This is a genomic window from Pelomonas sp. Root405 (genome assembly GCF_001425165.1).
In the GTDB taxonomy this organism is placed as follows: domain Bacteria; phylum Pseudomonadota; class Gammaproteobacteria; order Burkholderiales; family Burkholderiaceae_C; genus Pelomonas.
Genome location: NZ_LMDU01000014.1, coordinates 586,965 through 605,731, shown reverse-complemented (window position 1 = coordinate 605,731; position 18,767 = coordinate 586,965). Strand labels below are relative to the sequence as shown.

Here is an 18,767-nt window from a genome sequence, read left to right as displayed (position 1 = left end):
TTGCCCGGTCGTGCTCCCCGACCAGGAGAACGCCGACATGCTTGCCATGAACTACCGCGGGCCTTACCGCGTGCGCGCCGCGCACAAGCCCGATCCCTGCATCGAACACCCGGATGACGCCATCGTGCGCGTGCTGCGCTCGTGCATCTGCGGGTCTGACCTGCACCTCTATCACGGTCTGGTGCCCGACACGCGCATCGGCACCACCTTCGGCCACGAGTTCGTCGGCGAGGTCATCGACACAGGCCCGGGCGTGCAGCGCCTGAAGGTCGGCGACCGCGTGCTCGTGCCTTTCAACATCTTTTGCGGCAATTGCTTCTTCTGCCAGCGCGAGCTGTTCGGCAACTGCCACGACACCAATCCCGAGGCGACCGCGGTGGGCGGCATCTACGGCTACTCGCACACGGCCGGCGGCTACGACGGTGGCCAGGCGCAGTTCGTGCGCGTGCCGCGCGCCGACGTCGGTCCCACGCTGATCCCGCCCGACATGGACCTGGACGATGCGGTGCTGCTGACCGATGCGCTGCCCACCGGCTACCAGGCCGCCGAGATGGGCGACATCGCGGAAGGCGACACCGTCGTGGTCTTCGGAGCCGGGCCCATCGGCATCTTCGCGGCCAAGTCAGCCTGGCTGTTCGGCGCGGGGCGCGTCATCGTCATCGACCATGTCGAAGAGCGGCTGGCCTTCGTGAAGGACTATGCGCAGTGCGAGGTGCTGAACTTCCGCAGCGTCGACGACATGGCCATCAAGATCAAGAGCATGACCGATGGCCTGGGCGCCGATGTCTGCATCGACGCGGTGGGTTGCGAGGCCGAGGGCAGCGCCCTGCAGCGCCTCACCGGCGTGAAGATGAAGCTCCAGGCCGGCGCGGCCACCGTGCTGCACTGGGCCATCAACTCCGCGCGCAAGGGCGGCAACATCTCCATCGTCGGCGTCTACGGGCCGACCTTCAATGCCGTGCCCATCGGCAACGCGCTCAACAAGGGCCTGACGCTGCGCATGAACCAGGCCAGCGTCAAGCGCCACCTGCCGCGCCTCATCGAGCACATCCAGTCCGGCCACATCGACCCCAAACGGATCATCACGCACCGGGTGCCGTTGGAAGAGGTGGCCGATGCCTATCACCTGTTCGCCAACAAGCTCGACGGCTGCATCAAGACGGTGCTGATCCCGCCGGGCGTGTCGGTCTAGGAGCCCACCATGCAAAACACCCCGCAAGACAGCCCGAAAGACGCCCAGCGCTTTGCCCATATCAAGGGTTGGGGCAGCGATCTGCCGCAATCACGCCGACCTGCCGTGCCGATGGAGCACTCGCCACCGCGGCTCGATGTCCAGCCTGGGCCGCCCGCGCAGCAGCCTGTCCATGTCGAGGTGCTGCATTCCAACGAGCGACCGGGCATCACGCCGCTGTTCGGCTCGACGCTGCCGCCCAGGGGCCTCAGCGGTGCGCTGCGCCGGCAGGCCTTTCGCCGCAGCGAGAACGACCTGCGGCATTGGCTGATGCTGCTGGCGGCCGACCGGGTCGACATGGTCGAGGGCCTGGTCGGCGACCTGCTGCGTGGCCATGTGCCGCGCATCTATGCCGAGATGGGCGGCCGCGCCGAGATGCGCCACAACCCGGCTGGCACGGTGAAGAAGGCCGTCGGGCTGCTGGCCGTGGTCGGCGTGGCCTGTTGGCTGATGAAGCGGCGCGGGCGCGTCTGAAAATAGCGGGCGGCGGCTCATCGCCGTCGCCCGCCGACGCCATCGCGCCGCCCTCAGTTGCGGTCGGCGCGGGCGCCCAGGTCGCCGCCGGTCGAGCCGCCCGCACCGCCGTAGCCGGTGTTGCCGCCGCTGGTGCTGCTGGGGTCACCGGCCCCGCCCATGCCGCTGGTTCCCGATGTGCTGCCGCTGATGCTGGTGCCCGCGCGGCCGCCGGTCTGGCCCGTGACTTCGGGGCTGTTGGTGGTGCCCGAGCCCGTCGTGCCTTCGCGATGGTCGTTGGGGCGGGCGCTGTCGGTGCCCGCGATGCCACCGGATGTGGCGCTGGTGTTGCCGGCTGTGCCGCCAGCACTGGTGGACTGGGCGATCGCGATGGTGGCGACCGTCAGCGCGCCGGCGGTGAGGGCGGCGGTGATGAATCGAGTCTTCATGAACTGCTCCTTGGATGGGTTGAACCGCAACTTGTGCGGACCAACCCGGAGCAAGTGGCGTTCCCCGCCCCAGGTGGGCGTGGGTGCAGTTCGCGCATCAGCGACGCGGCGGTGTTGAGATCCTGCCCAGGAAGTCCGCGTGCGCGGGCATGGCCGCCACCGTGCGGGAGATCGCGCCGTGCACCGAGTGGAGCTGCCGGCGGATGAGCTGCGGGTCCACCAGATCGATGTAGGGGTCGTAACGCTCGGGGTAGACGCCCAGGCCCATCAGGATGGAGGCCCATGACGGCTCGGCAAAGCCCTCGGGCTCGATCACGGCGACGCGGCCGGTCTTGCGGAACAGTTCAATCTGATGCGCGAGCTCGTCGGGTATCGGCATGTCGGCGCAGTAGCGCCAGAACTCGCTGTCACGCCGTTCACCGAGCTTGTAGTGAAGGATGATGAAGTCGCGCACGGACTCGTAGCGGTAGGCCATCTGCCGGTTGAACTCGTCCGCCAGCGCGGGCTGGAATGACAGGTCCGGCAGCATGGCGGTCAGGCGACTGACGCCGTCCATGATGAGATGCAGGCTGGTGGATTCCAGCGGCTCCAGAAAGCCCGACGACAGGCCGATGGCCACCACGTTCTTGACCCAGCCCTGCTTGCGTCGCCCGGTGACGAAGCGCTGAGGGCGCGGCTCGTCGAGCGGTTTGGCGTCGAGGTTATCGAGCAGCATGCGCTGCGCCTCGTCTTCGTTCAGGTAGCCGCTGCAGTAGACCAGGCCATTGCCGGTGCGGTGCTGCAGCGGGATGCGCCATTGCCAGCCCGCGGTGCGGGCCGTCGACCTTGTGTAGGGCGTGATGGGCTCGACACGCTCGCTCGGCACTGCCAGCGCGCGGTCGCAGGGCAGCCAGTGGCTCCAGTCCTCGTAGGGCGAGTTCATCGCACCGCCGATCAACAAGGCACGAAAGCCGGAGCAGTCAATGAAGAGGTCTCCCTCCAGCCGGCGCCCGTCATCCAGGTGCAGCGCGGCCACGAAACCGTCGTCGGGGCGCGTCTCGACGCGCGTGATGGTGCCCTCGACGCGCTCGGCGCCGTGTCGCAGCGCGTAGTCGCGCAGGTAGGCGCCGTACAGCGACGCGTCGAAGTGAAAGGCGTAGTCGAAGGCGTTGGACGCAGCTGGCTCGCCGGAGGTCGGCGGGGTGAAGCGCATCTGGCGAGCCATCACCGTCGCGGTCGACCATTCCTCGTAGGAAGGCAGCTTGTCGCCCAGCGCCTGCAGACGCAGCCAGTAGGCCCACAGCGGGCGGTTGTGAATGGCCGGGCCGAACCCGCCAAAGCCGTGGAAGAAGCGGTTGCCCATGCGACCCCAGTCCTGGAACTCGATGCCGAGTTTGAAGGTGGCACGGGTGCGGCGCACGAAGTCGGCCTCGTCGATGCCCAGCATCTGGTTGTAGAACCGGATGGTGGGCAAGGTCGCTTCGCCGACACCCACGGTGCCGATGTCCGCCGACTCCACCAGCACCACCTCGCAATGCTGATCGGGTTGATCAGGCCGGCACAGCATGCGCGCCAGCGGCGCGGCGGTGATCCAGCCTGCGCTGCCGCCGCCCACGATGACGATGCGCTGAAGTGGACGATTTCGCACAGGCAGTCTCCAAAAAATGACAGATGTGGTCAGTCCAGGAGTTTGCCCTATGTCCAGTTGGTCATACCAGTTGTACGCTTGCGGCACGGCATCTGAAAGTGATTCTGGAGGACGCCCAAGGTCTGCTGGTCGCCCGGCAGGCCCAGACAAGGCACCCCAAGGCGGTTTTCTCGGCAACAAATAGTTGGTGCGATGGCCGAACTAAATGGCTGCAGTTCAGGCTCTGAAGTCAGGTGCCCCAGTTCAATCAAAAAACAGGAGACAGAACGTGGCGAAAAAGTTGGTTCCGCAGGCGCGCAAGTTGACCGTTGCAGCGGCCTGCGCTTTTCTGGCCGCCTGCGGAGGCGGGGGTGGAGGCAGCGGAGGCTCCGAAGGCCGGCTGCAAGTCATCGACTTCAAGTACCCGGGCGGCAACACCCTGCTGAACGGTCCGACCACTTTGGTGGCCACCGCCACGTCCGGCCTGCCGGTCAGCTTCCGCAGCGGCACGCCCACCACCTGCACGGTCGCGGGGGAGAACCAGCTGACGCTGGTCGCTGCCGGTGAATGCCTAGTGATCGCCAGCCAGCCGGGCGGGGCGGGGTCGAGCGGCGTCAAGTGGGCAGCGGCCGACGATACGAGCCAACTGTTCAACGTGTTGAAGCGTGCGCAGGTGGTCGCGTTTACGCCGCCCGACTATGTGCTCAGCACGGCCACGACATCGGTCGCGCTCAGCGCGACGGCGGACTCGGGGCTGCCGGTCACGTTCTCGAGTGACACGCCGGCCGTGTGCGCCATCAGCGGCAGCACGCTCAATCTGCTGGCCAAGGGCTCTTGCGCGGTGTCGGCCAAGCAGGCCGGCAATGAGAACTACTCGGAGCAGACGACGCAACGCTTCATCGCCGTCGACCCGCTGCTGGTCGCCGACGGCTTCGCGCCGGGCGGCGGCCGCGGAACCATGAACAACCTGCGCACGAAGCAGGGCGGCGGCGTCATGGTCAACCCCTGGGCCAGCCCGTTGAACGCGGGATGGGAATGGTGCGATGCCAGCGCAGGCGATTGGTGCTACAGCACGGTCTCCACCGATGGCACCACGCTTGAGTCGGCCCTGCATATCCGCGACACCGCGTACACCGGTGGCTGGCAATACAGCTTCAACCGCATCGACATCTTCGCGCCCGGCCTGACCGGCTTCAATGGGTCGGGCGACACGACGGGCGGGCTGCAGGTAACCACCGAGAAGGCGCTGGGCTTCACCCTGGGCTTGAACGCCGATCTCTACTCGGCCGGCAAGCCCGTCGTCGTGCACCTGGACCTGGGCAAGCGCAACAACGGCTGCAACGTCACCCTGAGCACCCTGGTGTGGGCGCCGGCGCCTGGGCTGATCGGCTACGCCGTGCCGCTGAGCAACTTCGCGGTGACCGAGGCGTGTGGCCTGTCGGGCGTCACCACGGCGTCGCTGGACAACGATGTGCGCACGCTGCCCAACCCGTTCAACAGCTCGGGCGTGCCAGTCAACGCTGCAGCGTTTGCGGCGGGTCTGGAAAAGATGGCGGCCTCGCGCGCCTCGGCGGCGACGCTGCTGCAGTCCTCCAACATCGTCCGTACGCGCTTCTGGTTGATGGATGCGAACGTGGACAGGAAGACCGCCGGCATCTTCGCCTCCGACTTGAGCATCAAGGGCGCCATCACCATCCAGTAACCAGTCGGCGAGCGGCGTGCAGGTCAGCGAGCAGCCCCCGGCGCCGATCTGGACTGTGACGCCAGCATCGCAACGAGCGGCCCCGGCATCCGGCGCCAGGGCAAGCGGCAGCGCCGAGCACCGCGGTTGCCGCCGGACACATCGAACGAATACGGAGACACCATGAAAAAACAGTTCCGCACCACGGCCATTCATCGCGGCATGGTCCACATGATGCTGCTGACCGTCGGCAGCGCGGCCCTGGCGCAGTCGGCAACGGAGAAGCCACCCGCCACGCCCGCCAACCTTGAAACCGTCGTTGTCACCGGGCAGCGCGCGGCGCTGCAGACGGCACAGAAGATCAAGCAGAACGCCGAGGAGATCGTCGACTCGGTCGTGGCAGAAGAAGCCGGCAAGTTGCCGGACAAGTCGATCACGGAGGTGCTGCAGCGCGTGGTCGGCATCACCATCGACCGCAACAAGTCACGTGGCGACCCGGAGCATTTTTCCGTTGAGGGATCGGGCATCAGCGTGCGCGGCCTCAGCTGGGGCTCGTCGCTGCTGAATGGCCGCGAGACCTTCTCGGCCGGCTGGCCTGGCCGGGAGCTGAGCTGGGGCGACGTGCCACCCGAGCTGATGGCTGGCGTGGACGTTTACAAGAACCCGTCCAGCGAGATCATCGAGGGCGGCGTCAGCGGCACGGTGAACCTGCGCACCGCGCTGCCCTTCGACTTCAAGGGCACCAAGGCCTACGTGTCGCTGGGCAACAACTACACCCAGCGCTCGGGCAAGAGTTCGCCCAACGTCTCCGGCCTTTACACGACGCAATGGAACACCGACCTGGGTCGCGTGGGCGTGCTGGTCGACCTGTCCTACAACCACTCCAGCTTCAAGAACGAAAGCATCCAGCTCGACGCCTACTACCCCCGTACCGATCTGATCGCGGGCCAGACGGCGTGGGCGCCCAAGTCGGCGTCCTACCGCACCAACACCGGTGACAACGAGCGTGGTGGCTTCTACGGCGCCCTGCAGTGGAAGAAGGACCGCATGGAGTCGGCGCTGACCTACTTCGTCGCCGGCGTGCGCGAGGAGGGCAGCGAGCAGGGCATCTATGCCACCGTCGAGAATGCCTACCGATCGGTGATCAAGGACGCCAAGTACGACGACCGCAATGTGCTCGTCTCGGGCATCTACACCTACCCGTCCGGCGGCCTGGGCGCCAATGACTTTGCCGAGGGCGGCCTGAGCTTCGCCGCCCCGCGTGGCTGGAACCGCAGCAAGTCTCAGACGGGTGAGCTGGCCTGGAAGTTCAAGTGGACAGTCAACGACCGCTGGCAGGTCGAGAACGACCTGCAATGGGTGCACGCCAAGACCGAGGGCTTTGGCGGCAGCGTGCAGCTGGGCACGTTCGTGCCTAGCATGTCGGTCGACGTGAGCGGCACCGACCCGGCTCGCATCGGCTTCGACGATGCGGCGCGCACCTTCCTGGCGGACCCAAAGAACTACTACTGGAACATCGTCATGCCAGGCCAGAGCAAGGCGGACGCCGACCTCTACGCCTGGAAGGCCGATGCGCGGTTCCGCTTTGAGCACCCCGTGCTGCGCGACTTCCGATTCGGGTTCCGCACCGCCTACCGTGTCGCCGACCGCCAGGAAGGCAGCGGCAACGGCTGGACCTCGGTGGCCGAGCCCTGGTCGGTCCGCCAGACCTCGCGTCCAGGCAACCCCCCGCTGCCCACCGATGAACAGAGCTGGCAGTCGCGTGGCAGCTTCGGCTACATGAGCGATCCGCGCTACGCCACTGTTCCCGTCGAGGTCTACGACTTCGGCAAGTTCTACAACGGCAAGGTCGGCACGCTGCCCAACATCGTGCTGCCGACGCTGGACGTGGTGCGCGACTATCCCGGCTCCTATGCGACGCTGGTCAACGAGTACCGCTATCAGCAATGCCTGGACGGCGCCCAGCTGTTTGGCCAGCCGGCCGCCAATTGCGACCCGGCCACCTACAACAACTTCAAGGCGTTCACCTACGACAACGATCCATCCAAGAAGAGCTCGCACAGCGAACGCACCCAGTCGGTGTACGGCACGCTGCGGTTCGGCTTCGATGACTGGAAGTTCCCGCTGGAAGGCAACCTCGGCGTGCGTGTCGTGCACACGCATGTGGTGTCCCATGGCTATGAGAAGTTCAAGCCGACTTACAGCGCAACGACGCCGCCGGACCTGCCTCGCTTCGACGAGGTCGAGGCGCCGTTGAACGTGGAAAAGAAGGCCGTCCATGTGCTGCCATCGTTGAACCTCAAGCTGAATTTCAGCGACACGCTGCAGGCCCGCCTGGCCATGGCGCAGAGCATGAACCGCCCCGGCTTCGACAAGCTGCGCGAATACATCGAGCTGAGCCAGAACTACGACGTCACCAACAAGACCGTGACCTACACCGGCAGAAACAACGGCAACGTCAATCTGAAGCCCATCACGGCCAACAGCTTCGACCTCGCGCTCGAGTGGTATCCGCAGGGCGGGCAGTCGCTGACGGGAACGGTGTTCCACAAGGATGTCAAGGACATCATCATGAACACGGTCTACACCCGCACCTACAAGAGTGCAGCGGGGAATCCGCAGACCTTCGCCATCAGCGGCCCCGACAACGTAGGGCGCGGCACGGTCAGCGGCATCGAGATCGCCGGCATGACCTATCTTGACCGCCTTCCCTTCCTGGCGGGCGTGTTGCCCGAGTGGGCCAAGGGATTCGGCGTGTCGGCCAACTACACCTACATCGACGGCAAGCAAAAGCTCTACAAGGAGTTCGACATTCCCTATTGCGGCGCGGGCAACGCGACCAGCACCGCTGCCCTGCAGGCCTTCGGCTGCGACACCAACGGCCTGCCGTTCCGTGACCTGCCACTGCCCTATATGGCGAAGAACTCGGCCAACTTCATCATCATGTACGACCGCGGCCCGCTGTCGGCGCGGCTGGCCTACAACTGGCACAGCCGCATCCTCCAGGCGACCGATGCCAACGGCACGCGCGGCACCGACGCCACCAGCGCGGACCCCGCGCGGCCCGGTGCACGGGATGTCGGCTGGGGCCTGCCGACCTGGCAGGAGGGCTTCGGCCAGTGGGACGGCAGCATCAGCTACCGGTTCAGCGACAAGCTGAGTCTGTCGCTGAACGTGACCAACCTGAACGACGTCATCGTGCGCCAGACGCAGCAGCAGCACATCGGCAACATGGGCCGCGCCTGGTTCTACCCCGGTCGCACCTACAACATGGGCGCTCGCTACGAGTTTTGAACTCGTCCGGTCAGAAGTCGCATGCCGCCAGGGCGGTTTCAACGCGGGTCGCTGCTTCGAACCCAGTGAGGTGCAAGTTGAAATCACCCAGGTCCATGCTTGGCCATCACGATGGCAGCGAGAACCATGTCGCAGACGTTTAACCGCATCGTCGTCGTGGGTGGAGGCAGCGCTGGCTGGATGACGGCAGCTGCCCTCGTCACAGGGCTCAAAGGCCGCGTGGCGGTGGAGGTGGTCGAGTCCGAAGACATCGGCATCGTCGGTGTCGGCGAGGCCACTTTCCCGTCGATCCGCGACTACAACCAGCTGCTGGGCATCGACGAGGCCGAGTTCCTGCGCGCCACCAACGGCAGCTACAAGCTCGGCATCCGCTTTGGCGACTGGCTGGAGGTGGGCCAGGACTACTTCCACACCTTCGGCCATTTCGGCAACCTGTTCGGGTCGCAGACCCTGTGGGCCCAGCATCGGCGCATGGGCCTGACCGAACCGCTGGGCCAGCAGTGCGTGCCCACGGTGATGGCAATGAAGGGGCGCTTCGTTCTGCCGAGCGAGCAGGCGCAGTTCAAGTACGCCTATCACTTCGATGCGGTCAGGTATGCGGCGTTCCTGCGCGAACTGGCGGTCAAGCGCGATGCGCGGCACACGCAGGGGCGTATCGCCGACGTGTCGCGACGGGCCGACGGCGGTGTCGCGGCCCTGCACCTTGACGACGGGCGGCGGGTGGAGGGCGACCTCTTCATCGACTGCTCGGGCTTCAACGCGCTGCTACTGGGCAAGACGCTGAACGAGCCCTTCGTCGACTTCGGCCACTGGCTGCCCGTTGACGGCGCCTGGGCCTGCCCCTGCGAGCGCACTGGCGAAGAACTGGCCCCGTATACCCAGGCCACGGCGCTGGAAGGCGGCTGGGCCTGGCGCATCCCGCTGCAAAACCGCACAGGCCACGGCCACGTCTTCGCGAGCCGTTTCATCGACCCCGACCGCGCGCGCGAACAGCTGCTGGCCCGGCTCGACGGCAAACCGCTGGCAGAGCCGCGGCTGCTGCGCTTCAGCACCGGCCACCGTGAACGCTTCTGGGTGCACAACGTCGTCGCCATCGGCCTGTCCTCGGGCTTCCTGGAGCCGCTGGAGTCGACCAGCATCTACCTGATCCAGGACGGCATCAGCCGGCTGATGGCTGCGCTGACGGCAGTAACAGCGGGACGCCCGCTCAACGAGTCGGACCTGGCGCTGTTCAACGACGGCGCCGCGCGGCGCTTTGCACGCATCCGCGACTTCATCATCCTGCACTACTGCCTGACCCGCCGCCGCGACAGCGCGCTGTGGCGCCACGTGTCATCGATGGAACTGCCCGAGACGCTGGCCTTCAAACTGGAGCTATGGCGGCGCTACGGCGTGCTGCACCAGTACGACGACGAGGGCTTCGACGCGACCAGTTGGCTGGCCGTCCACGCCGGCATGGACCACTGGCCCGAGCGCCACGACCCGGTGTATGGCGAGATCCCGCGCGAGCGTGCGCTTGCGGCGCTGGACCAACGCCGTCAGGCCATCGAAGCCTCGGTGGAGCGCATGCCGCCTCACCACTTCACGCTGCTCAAGATGCTGGCTGAGCGCCGGGTCTGAGAAAGGACGGCGCCAGGTGGCGTCGCCTCAGCACCTGTTGACGTGGTCGAGTGAACACGTCAGTCAAGACAACCTTTGAACTTCACACCAAGCGATGCGCCTCCCCAGCTTTGTGCAACACCTCACCGTCTGCTGTGCGGCCCTTGCCTGCGCGGCCGCGCATGCGGCGGAGCCGGCGCCCGGCGCCAACCCCGTGCTGCGGGACCGCTTCACCGCCGACCCCGCACCGCTGGTCGTGGGCGACACGGTTTACCTCTATGCCGGTCGTGACGAGGCCAAGGGCAACGACTTCTTCCTGATGAAGGAGTGGGTGGCCTATTCGTCCAAGGACCTGCGCCACTGGACCGCCCACGGCGCCTTCATGAAGCCCACCGACTTCAAGTGGGCGGTGGGCGACGCCTGGGCCGCACAGGTGGTGCAGCGCAACGGCCGCTTCTATTTCTACGCCACCGTGCAGCACGACAACACCCACCAGGGCAAGGCCATCGGCGTCGCGGTGGCCGACAACCCGCTGGGCCCGTTCAAGGATGCGCGCGGGTCCGCGCTGGTCACTGATGCCACGACGCCCGGCCCCTACGGCTGGAACGACATCGACCCCACCGTCTTCATCGACGACGACGGCACAGCTTGGCTGGCCTGGGGCAACCCGGTGCTGTACCTGGCCAAGCTCAAGGCCAACATGACCGAGCTGGACTGCCCCATCGAAAAGATCGCGCTGCCCAACTACACCGAGGGGCCGTGGCTGTCCAAGCGCAAGGGGATGTACTACATGACCTACGCGTCCATGGCGCATCAAGGTCTCTTCGAGCACCTGTCCTATGCCACCGCGCCCAGCCCGCGCGGGCCCTGGACCTATCAAGGCCTGCTGACCGGGCCGGTGCCCAACAGCTTCACCATCCACGCGGGCCTCATCGACGACTTCAAGGGCCAGTCCTATCTTGTTTATCACAACGCCGGCCTGACCCTGAACGGCGAGACCGGCGCCGGCAGCCGCCGCTCCGTCGCGATGGAGTACCTCCACTACGACGCCGACGGTCGCATGTGGCCGGTCAGGCAGACCGAGGCGGGCGTCAGCAAGCCGCCGCAGCCGCCCACCGGCAAGGTGGCGGCGCTGGCGGACCCGGGCCGCTCTGACCCGCGTGTGGCCGTCCAGCAGTTCGCTCAGGGCTATCCCGACACCTGGCCGGGCGACCCGGCACTGGCCTCGGTCACCCGGCCTTTCGAGCAGACGCCCGAGCCCATCGGCTTCAACCGAGACGGCGGCTCGACCCGCCTGACGCAGACCTTCGTGCCGCGCGCCGACATCCCGCTGGGCCGGCTGAGCCTGTATGCCGGTGACGGCCACGGCACCGACGCCACGCGCTCGCTGCGCCTGTCGCTGCGCGACGTGGAGGCGGGCACCGAACTGCTCGGCGCCGGCGAGGGCCTGGCCATCGCCTACCGGCCGCAAGGCGCCGGCCTGCTGACTTTCGACTTCGGCGCCCATCCGTCCATCGTGCTGAAGTCCGGTCGCCGCTACGCACTGGCGCTGCAGGGCGAGAAAGACGCGGTGACGATCAATCTGCGTGCCAGCCGCAGCGACGTTTATGCCGACGGCGAGGCGACCCTCGATGACCGGCCGCTGAAGGACAAGGACGGCCGGCCCGCGGACTTCGCTTTCGCGCTGTATGCGCGCCAGGCGCGCTGAGACGGCCGAGGCGTGCTCCCCGGATTCGCAATGACCCGAGACATGGACAAACACCCTGACAGCCCGAGCCGCACGACCACCGGCTCTCCGGCCCGCCTCATGAAGCGCGCGATTTCTCCGCTGCTGATGGTCCTCGCACTCTCGGTCGCGCCCCAGGGCGTTGCGGCGGCCGAAGCGTCACAGACGGCTTCTGCCCGCAACCCGCTGATCTGGGCCGACGTCCCGGACATCGCCATCATCCGGGTCGGCAAGACCTACTACATGAGCAGCACGACCATGCACATGAGCCCGGGTCTGCCAATAATGAAGTCGACCGATCTGGTCAATTGGCGCATGGCGTCCTACGCCTACGAAACCCTGGCCGACAACGACGCCCTCAACCTCGCCAACGGCAAGAGCGCCTATGGTGAGGGCTCGTGGGCCAGCAGCCTGCGCTACCACGACGGCGTGTTCCACGCGTCGACGTTCTCGGCCAACACCGGGCGCACCCACATCTACACCACGCGCGACCCTGATCGCGGCCCGTGGAAGGCGACGAGCTTCGAGCCCTCGCTGGGTGACCACAGCCTGTTCTTCGACGACGACGGCCGCGTCTACATGGTTTACGGCAGCGGTCGCATCATGCTCATCGAGCTGAAGCCCGATCTCTCCGGCATCAAGCCCGGCGGCGTGAACAAGACCCTCGTCGAAAGCGTCAACGCCCTGTTCGGCGCCGACCAGGGCGGGCTCAAGGGCGAGGGCTCGCAGCTTGTGAAGGCCAACGGGCGCTACTACCTCTTCAACATCGCCTCGCCCGGCAGCCGCTGGGCGCGCACCGTCATCATCAGTCGCGCCGACAGCCTCGACGGCCCCTACGAAAGCCGCATCGCGCTCGATGACCGTGGCATCGCCCAGGGCGGCCTCATCGACACGCCGGAAGGCAAGTGGTACGCCTACCTCTTCAAGGACAACGCCGCCGTCGGCCGCATCCCCTACCTCGTGCCCGTGACCTGGAAGGACGGCTGGCCCGTGCTTGGCAAAGACGGCAAGGTGCCCATGACGCTGGATATCCCCGCCGGCGCGCAGGGCGTCTCTGGCGCCTCGGGCATCGTCGCCTCCGACGAATTCGACCGCCGCGCTGGCGACCCCGAGCTGCCCCTGGCCTGGCAATGGAACCACAACCCCGTGCCGGGTGACTGGTCTCTGACCCAGCGCCCGGGCCACCTGAGCCTGGCCACGAGCCGGGTCGTTCCCACGCTGCTGGAGGCGCGCAACACCCTCACGCAACGCAGCTTCGGCCCACGCAGTTCGGCCACCACCCGCATCGACGTGAGCGGCATGAAGGACGGCGACTGGGCCGGCCTGGCCGCCTTCCAGAGACAGTACGGTTTTGTTGGCGTAAAGATGAGCGACGGCGCCAGATCGCTGGTGATGGTCAGCGCCGAATCCGACAAGCCCGAGGAAGTCGCGTCCATTCCGCTGTCCGGCAAGACCGTGCACCTCAAGGTCGACTGCGAGTTCGAGCCTGCGCCCGAACTCGCCCGGTTTTCCTACAGCCTCGACGGCAAATCGTGGACGCCCATCGGCCGCCCCTCGCGCCTGGCCTACACCTTCCCGCACTTCATGGGTTACCGCTACGGCCTGTTCTATTACTCGACCAAGACCGCCGGCGGACGGGTGGACTTTGACTACTACCGCGTCGGGCAATGACACGGCCTGGCCGCATGCCGCCCCCAGCCGGTTCGGCCCTACATGAGATGACAACCCTGTGAACACCCTCAAACACGGCCTCGCCGTTCTCGGCCTGGTCGCGGCGCCGGCCTTTGCCGCCAACACGGTCAGCATCCACATCGACGCCGGCAAGCCTGGCCCGGTCATCAACAAGTACGTGTACGGCCAGTTCGCCGAACACCTCGGCACCGGCGTCTACGAAGGCATGTGGGTCGGCACCAAGTCGACCATCCCCAACACCCGGGGCTGGCGCAATGACGTCGTCGGCGCGCTCAAGGCCTTGCAGGTGCCGCTGGTGCGCTGGCCGGGCGGCTGCTTCGCCGACACCTACCACTGGCGCGACGGCATCGGCCCGCAGGACAAGCGCCCGAGCAACATCCACGGGGACAAGGTCGAAGAGATCAACGCCGTCGGCACCCACGAGTTCTTCGACCTGATCGAGATGATCGGCGCCGATGCCTACGTCAACGGCAACGTCGGTACCGGCACGGTGCAGGAGATGGCCGACTGGGTCCAGTACATGACGGCGGAGGGCGGCTCGCCGCTGGCCAGGCTGCGCGCGCAGAACGGCCGCGAGAAGCCGTTCAAGGTCGCCTACTTCGGCATCGGCAATGAGCTGTGGGGCTGCGGCGGCAACATGAAGCCCGACTACTACGCCAACCTCTACAGCAACTACGAACACTTCCTGTGGGCACCCGAGAAGTCCCGGCCGAAGATGATCGCCAGCGGCGGCAGCGGCTTCGACACCGCGTGGACGCAAGTCCTGAGCAAGGAACTCAAGGGCCGCACGATCGGCATCACCGTCCACCAGTACACCGTCCCGACCGGCAAATGGGAGCTCAAGGGCAAGGACCTCGGCTTCAAGGAAGGCGAGTGGATCTCGACCCTGGCCAACACCTTGAAGATGGATCAGCTCATCAAGGATCACGTGGCCGTGCTGGACAAGAACGACCCCGAGAAGAAGATCGGTTTGATGATCGACGAGTGGGGCACCTGGTATGACGAAGTGAACCCCCGAGGCGGGCTGTTCCAGCAGAACTCCCTGCGCGACGCGCTGGTGGCGGCGCTCAACTTCCACATCTTCCATGAGCATGCCGAGCGGGTCCCCATGACGACCATCGCCCAGATGGTCAACGTGCTGCAGGCGATGATTCTGACGGAGAAGGAGAAGATGGTCCTGACGCCGACCTACTACGCCTTCCAGATGTATGCGCCGTTCCAGGACGCCAAGTCGCTGCCGACGGCGATCAAGGACAACACAAGCTACAGCTTGGGCACGACGACCATTCCGGGCGTGAGCGCTTCGGCGGCGCGTGCCAAAGACGGCAAGGTCTACCTGTCGCTGGTCAACACCGATCCGCACAAGGCGGTTGATGTCGCCGTCAACGTGAGCGGCACGAAGGTCAACGGTGCGGCCGGCAGGGTGCTGACCTCGGCCGCGATGGACGCGCACAACACCTTCCAGAACCCGCAGGTCATCAAGCCCGCCGCGTTCAGCACGCGTGCCGCAGGCGGCAAGCTGTCGATCAAGGTGCCTGCCAAGGCCGTGATGGTGGTCGCTTTGGAGGAGTGAGCCTCGTCTAGAAAGTCTGAGGAAAAAGATGCGAGGTTCAATCGCTACAGGCCTGATCGTCGTCGCGCTTGTTGCTCAGCCTGATACGTCCTTCGCGTGCAGTTGCGTACACCGCTCGCCGGAACGCGCGCGGGATGCAGCGGCCGCGGTGTTCACGGGGCTGGTCACCGCCGTCACACTCGACACGAAGTGGATTGACTCATCGGCCAGGCGACCGGGCGATTGCCGGACCCTGATTTCCGGCGACGAAGACGGAGTCGCCCTCTGCGAGCAAGGGCAGGTCGCGGTCCGCTTCCGGGTGTTCAAGTCATGGAAGGGGGCCACCGCGAACGAATTGATCGTCCGAACTGACTCTCAGGTCACCGCCTGTGGTGTGGACTTCCGTGTCGGAGGCATCTACCTGGTCTACGCCGTCGGCGAGGTCGGCGGGGCGTTGGAGACAAGCCGCTGCCTGCGGACACGTGTGATCGGCGAGGCTCAAGGCGATATTGACGTGCTGGGTCCCCCTGAGCGAGATGCGTTCCAGCAAGGGCTCCAGCGAGAACCCCCAAGGCCCTGAAGCCGTGGTCAGCGCATAGCCCTTGTGGCCGCGCTGCCATGCTGATGTTGTTCAAAAGATCTCGATCACCGTCGCCGCCGAGGCCAGGCCGTCACTGACGGCGCGCAGCGTCGCGCGGCCACTGTCCCCGGTCTTGCCAGTGGGCTGCAGGATCACCTGGGTCTGGCCGTTGAACAAGCTGCGCTGCCACGGTGCAGCCGGTGTGGTGGTGCGCAGCGTCGCCCAGCGGCGGCCGCTCTGGGCGGCGTCGAACAACGCGCGCGTGCCGCCTGCGGGTGTCGGGAAGACGGCGGTCAGCGTCGCCTCGGGCCCCTGCGGCCGGGTCGAGGTCGATGGCCGCCATACCGGCCTCCTGGCGCGGTGTGACCGCACGGCCGTCGAGATGGAACTGCACGCCCGGCGTCACCTCGCCGAGCAGACGGCCGGCCAGCCGAACGGGGTGGTCTCGCCGCGATAGTCGAAGCCGGTCCAGACGAACATGCCGGCCAGGAAGGGGCGCTCGGCGACGAAGCGCCAGCCTTCCTCGATGGACGAGGTGTAGCTGGCGCCCGTGCGCTTGTCGTAGGCGGCGACGTGGGCGCGCGCCGGATCGTTGGCGTAGACGCCGCGCGTGGCATGCGTCGCACCTTCCTCGCTGACAAGCATGGGCCGGTCGGGGAAGCGCCGGTGCATGGCGTCGATGTCAAGCTGGCCCTTGTAGTTGAAACCGATGACCTCTGCGCCCGCCGACGTGCCTTGCGGCTGGCCCGAGCTGGAGGCGGCCTGCGTCACCGGTCGCGTCGGGTCCAGGCGCTTGACGATGGCCGTCATCTGCTGCGTCAGCCGGGTGCCGATCTCGCTGTTCTCGATCGCCCATTCCTCGTTGCCGACCGACCAAAGGATGACCGACGGATCGTTGCGCCCGCGGCGCACCATGCGCTCTAACTCGTCACGGATCTGCGGCGCCGTGCCCATCATGCGGTGCTCGTCGATGATGAGCATGCCCAAGCGATCACAGGCCTCCAGCAGCTCGCGCGTGGCGGGGTTGTGGGCCGAGCGGATGGCGTTCACGCCCACCACCTTGAGCATCCTCAACCGCGCCTCGTGCATGCCGTCCGGCAGCGCCACGCCGATGCCGGCATGGTCCTGGTGGTTGTTGACGCCGTGCAGCTTGACGTGGCGGCCGTTGAGGAAGAAGCCCTGGTTGGCATCGAAGCGGATCGTACGGATGCCGAACGGCGTGTCGACGCGGTCGACCACCTCGGCGCCGCGCTTGACGACGGTCGTCAGCGTGTAGCGCTGCGGCGCCTCCAGTCACCACAGCCGCGGCGCCGTGACGCTCAGTTGCGCCGTCGCGTCCAGGCTGGCATCGGCGGCCATGCGGCTTGCGGGCACGCTGGCGCGGGCGACGACGCTGCCGGCCGGGTCATGGTGTGCGGGCGTTGGCGTGCGGTGGTGCTGATCATCTTGCCTGCGGCTTGATGTGCAGGATCACGCGCTGGTAGCGGGTGAGGGCGGGCGTGCCTTTGTCGGTGACCTGCACGATGACGTGGGCGGTGGCGGGCTCGTCCACTTCGGGTGCACGCAGCGAGATGCGAGGCTGAACCTCGGCGCCCAGCGGCAGCGGAGCCTTCAGCGTGCCGGCCTCGGGGTAGGGGATCCACAGAAAGCTCAGGCTGTCGCCGTCGGGGTCGCTGCTGGGGGTGGCGTCGAGGGTGACCCAGTCGCCGCCTCGCACGCGCAGCTCGGCGGCGTGGGCCAGGCGCGCGACGGGTGCGTGGTTGGCTTCGGCGGGCGCGCGCGTCGTCCACAGCATGCGGGCGGCGAAGTCGTTCTGGATGGCATCGCGCCAGCGCCACAGCGTCACGAGCGCATCGTTGAACTCACGCGCCCCGGGCTTGAGCGGGCGGCCGTAGGCTGAAGCAACCACGGGCCGGTAGCGGTCCACGGCGTTGGTCCAGATCGGGCGCGTCTCCTGCTCGACGGGCACGCCGCCGGTGAAGCCATCAGGGTCGGTGTCCTCGCGGCGCGGCGTGTAGAGCTCGTAGCGCCCGCCCCAGCCGCCCCAGTTCGGGTGCTCGGGCGCGTTCAGGCCGTTGGGAATGATGCCGAGGAAGGAGGGCGTGTCGCCCTCCATGCCGTAGGCGATGTCGGGGTAGGCGGCGCCGAGCGGGCCGTGGCCTTGCTGGATGTGGCGCGCGATCCAGGCGTTGCTGACGTGCTGGTTGTCGATGCCTTCGATCTCGCGGTGCATCGCGGCCCAGGTGGGGCGCGCATAGCTGCCGGGGCTGACGATGTAGAAGAGGCCCGGGAACTCGCGGCGCAGCCAGGCGCCGCTGTCGTCCTGGTCGGAGATGGTGTAGACGCGCAGGCGGCTGACGGCCGCGTCGACGGCGTCTTTCGGGCGCGTGCGGCGCAGGCTGTGCAGGGCCTGCGCCAGCGTGTTGGCGCCGCCCCAGACGCTGACCCACAGCGGGCGCGGGTCGGCGCGTTCAAGCTCGCGCAGCAGCAGCTCTGAGCCGGGGCTGTCGCGCCCGTCGCCGATGGCCTGCATGCCGTAGCCGGGCTGGCCCGGCACCACGCGGGCCAGCAGCTGCGCGGCGTCCGGGTAGGCGCGGTCGTGCTGGCGCAACCGGGGCAACACCTGGGCGTAACGCTGAATGAGCTGTTTGATCGACCCGGGATGTAGGCCCTGCTTCATGTGCACCGACGTCGTGGCCACGAGGCCGCGCAGCTCGATGTCGTTGGCATAGAGCAGCAGCCGCACGAGGGACTGGGTGTCGTCGGGCTCGTTCTCGATGTCGGTGAGGACGACGAGGCGCGGCTTGACGGGCGGCGCTTCAGGGGCGGCCGAAGCGGTCGAATCGGCAACTGACAGCATGAGCGCGCCGACGCACGTGAAGAGGGCGTGCTTGAGCTTCATGC

Annotated in this window: 14 protein-coding genes; 9 read left to right on the top strand and 5 right to left on the bottom strand. The window is 67.0% G+C overall.

Annotated elements, in window-relative coordinates:
* The first annotated feature begins 37 nt into the window (after nucleotides 1-37).
* Both ASC81_RS20640 and ASC81_RS20635 read left to right on the top strand, forming a co-directional pair.
* Nucleotides 38-1,192 carry a zinc-dependent alcohol dehydrogenase gene (locus ASC81_RS20640; RefSeq protein ID WP_056271878.1) on the top strand — a complete coding sequence of 385 codons (1,155 nt, stop codon included), beginning with the start codon at nucleotides 38-40 and terminating at the stop codon, nucleotides 1,190-1,192.
* 9 nt (nucleotides 1,193-1,201) lie between these two features.
* Nucleotides 1,202-1,705, top strand: coding sequence for a hypothetical protein (locus tag ASC81_RS20635; RefSeq protein ID WP_056271291.1), 504 nt, complete (start codon nucleotides 1,202-1,204; stop codon nucleotides 1,703-1,705).
* A 53-nt stretch (nucleotides 1,706-1,758) separates the two neighbouring features.
* Here ASC81_RS20635 and ASC81_RS20630 read toward each other — a convergent pair whose 3' ends face one another.
* Both ASC81_RS20630 and ASC81_RS20625 read right to left on the bottom strand, forming a co-directional pair.
* Nucleotides 1,759-2,133 carry a hypothetical protein gene (locus tag ASC81_RS20630; protein ID WP_156392335.1) on the bottom strand — a complete coding sequence of 125 codons (375 nt, stop codon included), beginning with the start codon at nucleotides 2,131-2,133 and terminating at the stop codon, nucleotides 1,759-1,761.
* Between the two features lie 97 nt (nucleotides 2,134-2,230).
* The gene (locus tag ASC81_RS20625; RefSeq protein WP_056271285.1) at nucleotides 2,231-3,760 is read right to left on the bottom strand and encodes a tryptophan halogenase family protein; all 1,530 of its coding nucleotides are present in this window, start codon (nucleotides 3,758-3,760) and stop codon (nucleotides 2,231-2,233) included.
* Between the two features lie 268 nt (nucleotides 3,761-4,028).
* Here ASC81_RS20625 and ASC81_RS20620 point away from each other — a divergent pair, with 268 nt between their 5' ends.
* The 7 genes from ASC81_RS20620 (at nucleotide 4,029) to ASC81_RS20590 (ending at nucleotide 15,863) form a co-directional block, all read left to right on the top strand.
* Complete coding sequence (locus ASC81_RS20620; protein ID WP_156392334.1) at nucleotides 4,029-5,441, top strand: hypothetical protein; 1,413 nt, start codon at nucleotides 4,029-4,031, stop codon at nucleotides 5,439-5,441.
* A 162-nt stretch (nucleotides 5,442-5,603) separates the two neighbouring features.
* Complete coding sequence (locus ASC81_RS20615; protein WP_056271279.1) at nucleotides 5,604-8,714, top strand: TonB-dependent receptor; 3,111 nt, start codon at nucleotides 5,604-5,606, stop codon at nucleotides 8,712-8,714.
* Between the two features lie 126 nt (nucleotides 8,715-8,840).
* Entirely contained in the window at nucleotides 8,841-10,334 is a 1,494-nt protein-coding gene (locus ASC81_RS20610; protein WP_056271277.1) for a tryptophan halogenase family protein, read from the top strand.
* 94 nt (nucleotides 10,335-10,428) lie between these two features.
* A complete protein-coding gene (locus tag ASC81_RS26710) occupies nucleotides 10,429-12,021 on the top strand; it encodes a glycoside hydrolase family 43 protein (RefSeq protein ID WP_082536689.1) in 1,593 nt (530 codons plus the stop codon).
* Nucleotides 12,022-12,063: 42 nt separating this feature from the next.
* On the top strand, nucleotides 12,064-13,710 hold the full coding sequence (locus ASC81_RS20600; protein ID WP_200946924.1) for a glycoside hydrolase 43 family protein: 1,647 nt from the start codon (nucleotides 12,064-12,066) through the stop codon (nucleotides 13,708-13,710).
* A gap of 58 nt (nucleotides 13,711-13,768) precedes the next feature.
* A complete protein-coding gene (locus ASC81_RS20595) occupies nucleotides 13,769-15,304 on the top strand; it encodes an alpha-N-arabinofuranosidase (RefSeq protein ID WP_056271274.1) in 1,536 nt (511 codons plus the stop codon).
* 28 nt (nucleotides 15,305-15,332) lie between these two features.
* Nucleotides 15,333-15,863 carry a hypothetical protein gene (locus ASC81_RS20590; protein WP_156392332.1) on the top strand — a complete coding sequence of 177 codons (531 nt, stop codon included), beginning with the start codon at nucleotides 15,333-15,335 and terminating at the stop codon, nucleotides 15,861-15,863.
* 51 nt (nucleotides 15,864-15,914) lie between these two features.
* Here ASC81_RS20590 and ASC81_RS27160 read toward each other — a convergent pair whose 3' ends face one another.
* From ASC81_RS27160 to ASC81_RS20575, 3 genes are all read right to left on the bottom strand, one after another.
* On the bottom strand, nucleotides 15,915-16,235 hold the full coding sequence (locus ASC81_RS27160; protein WP_156392331.1) for a hypothetical protein: 321 nt from the start codon (nucleotides 16,233-16,235) through the stop codon (nucleotides 15,915-15,917).
* Nucleotides 16,236-16,265: 30 nt separating this feature from the next.
* Entirely contained in the window at nucleotides 16,266-17,102 is an 837-nt protein-coding gene (locus ASC81_RS20580) for a glycoside hydrolase family 2 TIM barrel-domain containing protein (RefSeq protein ID WP_056271266.1), read from the bottom strand.
* Nucleotides 17,103-17,304: 202 nt separating this feature from the next.
* Complete coding sequence (locus ASC81_RS20575; RefSeq protein WP_056271263.1) at nucleotides 17,305-18,765, bottom strand: DUF1593 domain-containing protein; 1,461 nt, start codon at nucleotides 18,763-18,765, stop codon at nucleotides 17,305-17,307.
* Nucleotides 18,766-18,767 lie beyond the last annotated feature (2 nt).